The sequence below is a fragment of the Campylobacter sp. LMG 7929 genome (genome assembly GCF_024723595.1).
Lineage (GTDB): Bacteria > Campylobacterota > Campylobacteria > Campylobacterales > Campylobacteraceae > Campylobacter_D.
This window is the reverse complement of sequence record NZ_JANQCY010000024.1, coordinates 1-4,935: the sequence shown is the minus strand read 5'-3', so window position 1 is coordinate 4,935 and position 4,935 is coordinate 1. Positions and strand designations below refer to the sequence as shown.

The window sequence follows — 4,935 nt, the reverse complement described above, 5'->3', positions numbered from 1 at the left end:
CCAAACAAACTCTTTAACTTCTTTAACATAATTGATGAAAAGATTTTATATTTTATTCCTTAGTGCTTTAATTTTTGCACCTTCTTTATTATTTGGTGCTACAAATATAGATGATAATCATATTATCTTTACTTGGGGCTATGGCGAAGTAGCAAATGATATTTTACAAGCTATAAAAGGTATAACAAGTGGTGCTGATTATATGGTTAAGATTGTTATGGCTATTGCTTTTTTTACTTTTGCTATTAAAAAAGTAATGGACGAAAGAACTAGCCCTATATTTGAATTTGGTAAAATGATTTTTATCATGGTTATTATTTGGCAATGCTTTTTAAGAGCGCCAAATGACGCTCAGCATAGATATATGATACATGATAATGTAACAGGTAAAGACTATATAGTTTCTCAAGTTCCACTTGGTATTGGTTTGACTTTTTCTTTCATGTCAAGAATGGAAGATTCCATTACTAAAGCTATGGAAAAATTTTATTCTACTCCACAATCTACTAATTTTTCTAATGCTGGATTTGGTTTTACTTTAAGATCTACTATGGATTTACCAGATTTAGAATTAAGTCAATTTAGTCCTAGAACACAAAAAAATCTTGATTTATTTTTTAGAAACTGTGTTATTTATGGAATGGAATTAAATAAAGGTAGAATGGATACTAATTTTAGACATAGTGATAATTTATATGAGGATTTATTTGAAATAGGCAAGGGTAGTCAATTTACTTTATATTTTGGGGAAAAAGATAAAGGTAATATTAGATCTTGTACTCAAGCAGGTGCTTTAATTAAGCAAGATTTAGGTTCTTTAGCTCCAAAAATAGAAACTATCCATGCGCGTATTTTAGGTAGTAAAGATGAAAATGCTTATAGAGCTTCAATGCAGGGTGTTTGGGAAATTTTCTCAGGACAAGCTACACAAGCAAGATCTCAATTAATGCAAGCTATGTTAATTAATGCTTCAAGAGATTCTTTAATTAATACTGCAAAAATGGTAGGGCTTGATCCAAATGCAGTAGCTACAAATACAGCAGTAGCTGAGCAAAACTTCATGTCAAGTATGCTAACTCAAGGTATGATGGCTCAAACTTATTTACCACTAGCTAAAGCTTATTTAACAGTTTTAATTATAGGTTTATCATGGATATTATGGCTTTACTCTCTATTATGTTTGGCGATTTTAGACATATAAAAATGTTTTTTACCTTATGTATATGGATAGTTTTATGGACTCCTATATTAAGTATTATTAATTATTTTAATGATTTAAATCTATCAAAAAGTGTTCAAGTGTTATTAGATGGCTCATTAAGCTTTTCTATGAGTAATAGCTTATCTTTCTTTAAACAAATATCTGAGCAAACAAATTTCATTAATTATCTTGTAATGCTTACTCCATTATTAGCTTTTGCAGTAGCTAAAGCTAGTGAGCAAGGTTTTGTGTCAGTGGCTTCATCTTTATCGCAAACCCTACAAGGTGCTTCAAGAAGTGCGGGAAGTTTTACAAATCAGCAAGCTTTATCTACTGAAACCAAAATAGCTTCTCCTTTAGGTGAAGAAGTTATTGCTAAGCATGCTGGTATAAATTCTCGTTTAGGGGCGTATAATGTAGATAATCATAGTTTTTCTGTTAATTCTATATCTGGTGGTGGAAATACTGTTACAGATGTTAATACTAATTCAAAAGTAAGCTATGATAATAATGGGGTGAATTCTGCAAATATAACTGGACTTGACGCAAGCTCTATTAAGACAATGCAATCTAGCGCAAGCAATGATGTATCAAAAGCAATTGGGGATACTCTAAAAACTGGAAGAACTTCTCAGGATATTGCTAACATGGCATTTGATCATTCTTCTTCTCATGGTATTAACGCTCAAGCACAAGAAGTATTTAAAGCTTCTGCCACTAAAGCATTTGATAAAATGGCTCAAGCTGGAGATACTAAAGCAAGTGAAATTTCTGGCGCGTTAAAAGCTGGAGCTAATATGGTAGTAGTAGGTAGTGAATTTTCTGTTACAGAAAAAGATGGAACTAGTAGAACTTATACCTTATCAGATAAAGAAATGGAGCAATGGAATAAAGAATTTGCAAACAATGTTTCTTCTACCTACTCTAATGATTCATCTGTTAGGGCTTCTCTTAATAATGCCTTCTCAACCTTTACAGGTAAAGAATTTTCTCAAGTACATTCTGCTATTGATAAATATAGTTCAACTGAAAGTTTATCTCAAAATGTCAATGTAAATTCTATTCCTAAAGCGCTTAATGACTATATAAAATCTGGTGATAATACAGAAATTACAAACGCATGGAATACTGGAAATAAAAACCATGCTATTACAATGGCTATGAATGACTTCCAAAATTGGGCTGTAAATAATCCACAGCAATTATCTAAATATTTTAATGCTGGAGAATTTGACAATCCATCAAATAATATAGGAGAAATTAGTAATAAAAATTATCACGCTAGTGGTGAAGTTGCTTCGTTTAACAATAGTAACATATCAAAAGTCGATGGTTCAGCAACTAAACACGCTGATCAATATCAAAATAATGTTAAAACGCTAAAAGAAGGACACCAAGATCAAACAGGACAAAGTACTACTTGGGGAGATTCTAGTGGTAATACTCAAAAAGAAGTATCAAGTGGTCTGCAAAATACAGAAAAGGATTTCAAAGATGGAGCAGTTAAGAGAACAGGTGGTAATATTGTCAAAGGAAGTAAAATGGTTACTGACGCATTTGCTGAAATTACAAAATAAAATAACTCCCATAGAATTATGGGAGTATTATTTCCATAAAACCATTTTGTTTCCTATAAAAGTTACATTACCTACCTGAGTAACTATATCATTTCCTATGGCTCTAGCATTTTCTAGAATATAGTTTATATCTTTTTTATACAAATTGTTTTCATTATTTCCGAGATATTTGATTCTACCTATAAGAAAAAATCTTATTATATAATAAGGACTTTTTAATATAGAGAATAATATATCTTTAAAAGCTGGTTTAATGTATTTATTGTCTTTAATACTTTTAATAGTATTTATCCAAGCTAAAACATAATATAAAATGAAAGTAGTTGCTATTAAACCTATAAGAGTTTTAGTAAATATTTCATTTTTGCTTATAAATAAAATACCTATATTGATTAAAATTAATCCAAATAACACAACAAAAGTGATCTTTAATTTAGTGTTTTTATACATTGTTATTCCTTTACATTTAATATTAAAATTATACCAAAATTCACAATAAAAATCAAGTTTTTTAGTGCTTTTAAATGCCTATTTTATAGTATTTTGCAAGGGTTTTTTATATTTTACATTTTTGTCCTTTATAAAGTTTATTTTAAGTGCTTTTTAAGCGTATTTTTTACACATAAAAGTCCTTTATATATCCCCTAAATGTCCTTTATAAAGTCCATTTTTTCTTTTTTTATTATTTTTTGCTTAAAATCTACCAAAAAAGTGCTTTAATTCGCCCCTAAAGGTGCTTTATATATCCCCAAAAAGTCCTTTATAAAGTCTTTTTTATAAGCATTAAATATTGATATATTAGTATTTATTCTGTTTTATAATTTAATTTGTTAATTTTAACTTTAAAATTAATATTGGTAAGATAAAAAATATTTTTTGTAAGATAAAAGCTGTTATTTTTATTAGCTTTAGAGAGTATAGATTAAGATTGTATTTTTAATTCTTTGTGAGTTATTTTGATATTATTCTTTTCAGTAATTTTTAAATAATTTACTATGACTGCCTAGTTTTAAAATATTTAACTCTAGTTCTTTATCATGTTTTAGATAAATCAATAATAAATTAGACTTTATGTGACACTCTCTAAAATCTTTTAATGCGCCTTTTAATTGATGATCTTTATATTTGGGTTCTAAAATTTCATCATTAGAAAGCTTTGTAATGACTTTATCTGTTATTTTACGCTCTTCGTTGCTTATTTTTTTATAGGCTTTTATAAAATCTTTATGATAATAAATTTTATATTTTGCCATCTTGATAAGCTTTCACAAAATCTTGATGTGAATTAAAGCTTAATACAGTGTTATCTTTTTTTTCCTTACTAAGCTCTTTGCTTGCATTTAATATCTTATTTTCAAAACTACTTAGTTTAGGTTTAGAAACTTTACATTTAGCATTTATACTTTTAGCTAAACCTTTAAATGCAGGCAAAAAATCTTCACTGACATTTTCAATAATAAGAGTCATGAAATTCCTTTCTCAAAATCATATAATATAATTATATTGTATTTTAATCAATTTAAATTAATTTCTTATACTTATTTTATTGTTTCAATGTGAAGATTAAAAGCACTAAGATAAAATATTATTTTGTGATGATTATAAAATGTATTATAATGTATTATAAATAATACAAAGGTAAAATCATGAGAACAATATCGTTAAGAATTAGTGATCAAGAAGATATTTTACTAAAAGAATATCTAGCAATTAATAATTTACAACTATCAAAATTTATAAGAGATACTATTTTAGAAAAAATAGAAGATGAGTTAAATTTAGATGAAAATAAAATTTTAATTTCACTCAAAGAAGCTAAAAAAGATAATATTTATAGCTTTGAAGAAGTATTTAAAAATGTATGAGATAAAATTCTCAAGTAGCGCCAAAAAATCAATTGAAAAACTTGATCAGCAAGTAGCAAGGATTATTAAGAGCTGGATTATTAAAAATTTAATAGAATCAGATAATCCAAAAAAAATTAGCAAAAGAACTTAAGGGTAATTTAAAAGGTATTTATAGATTTAGAGTGGGTAATTATAGAATGCTTGCTGAAATTAATGATAATGAATTGTTTATTTTTATATTCGAAATAGGACATCGAAGAGAAATATATAAGAAATTTAAAAAATAAATTTCTCAACTATACATTAAATT

The 4,935-nt window shown here is 27.1% G+C and carries 8 protein-coding genes; 5 read left to right on the top strand and 3 right to left on the bottom strand.

Annotation, left to right across the window (positions count from 1 at the left end; all coding sequences use genetic code 11):
• The first annotated feature begins 34 nt into the window (after positions 1–34).
• The gene (locus tag CAMP5118_RS07870; RefSeq protein ID WP_337217016.1) at positions 35–1,201 is read left to right on the top strand and encodes a conjugal transfer protein TraG N-terminal domain-containing protein; all 1,167 of its coding nucleotides are present in this window, start codon (positions 35–37) and stop codon (positions 1,199–1,201) included.
• A complete protein-coding gene (locus CAMP5118_RS07865) occupies positions 1,150–2,778 on the top strand; it encodes a conjugal transfer protein TraG N-terminal domain-containing protein (RefSeq protein ID WP_337217015.1) in 1,629 nt (542 codons plus the stop codon). The genes CAMP5118_RS07870 and CAMP5118_RS07865 overlap by 52 nt, the downstream gene beginning before the upstream one ends.
• 27 nt (positions 2,779–2,805) lie before the next feature.
• Here CAMP5118_RS07865 and CAMP5118_RS07860 read toward each other — a convergent pair whose 3' ends face one another.
• From CAMP5118_RS07860 to CAMP5118_RS07850, 3 genes are all read right to left on the bottom strand, one after another.
• A complete protein-coding gene (locus CAMP5118_RS07860) occupies positions 2,806–3,228 on the bottom strand; it encodes a hypothetical protein (protein WP_337217014.1) in 423 nt (140 codons plus the stop codon).
• Positions 3,229–3,749: 521 nt separating this feature from the next.
• Positions 3,750–4,031: a type II toxin-antitoxin system YafQ family toxin gene (locus CAMP5118_RS07855; RefSeq protein WP_220523497.1), complete on the bottom strand. Its 282-nt coding sequence runs from the start codon at positions 4,029–4,031 to the stop codon at positions 3,750–3,752.
• Positions 4,018–4,245 (bottom strand): hypothetical protein, encoded by a 228-nt coding sequence (locus CAMP5118_RS07850; RefSeq protein WP_337217013.1) that lies wholly within the window; start codon positions 4,243–4,245, stop codon positions 4,018–4,020. Before CAMP5118_RS07850 ends, CAMP5118_RS07855 begins: the two co-directional genes overlap by 14 nt.
• Before the next feature lie 179 nt (positions 4,246–4,424).
• On the opposite strand from CAMP5118_RS07850, the gene relB reads away from it, so the two are divergent.
• From relB to CAMP5118_RS08110, 3 genes are read left to right on the top strand one after another with little or no spacing between them, the layout of a single operon-like run.
• A complete protein-coding gene (relB, locus tag CAMP5118_RS07845) occupies positions 4,425–4,643 on the top strand; it encodes a type II toxin-antitoxin system RelB family antitoxin (protein ID WP_039628375.1) in 219 nt (72 codons plus the stop codon).
• A complete protein-coding gene (locus CAMP5118_RS07840) occupies positions 4,636–4,776 on the top strand; it encodes a type II toxin-antitoxin system RelE family toxin (protein WP_337217012.1) in 141 nt (46 codons plus the stop codon). Before relB ends, CAMP5118_RS07840 begins: the two co-directional genes overlap by 8 nt.
• A 31-nt stretch (positions 4,777–4,807) precedes the next feature.
• Complete coding sequence (locus CAMP5118_RS08110) at positions 4,808–4,912, top strand: type II toxin-antitoxin system RelE family toxin (protein ID WP_442863239.1); 105 nt, start codon at positions 4,808–4,810, stop codon at positions 4,910–4,912.
• Positions 4,913–4,935: the final 23 nt, after the last annotated feature.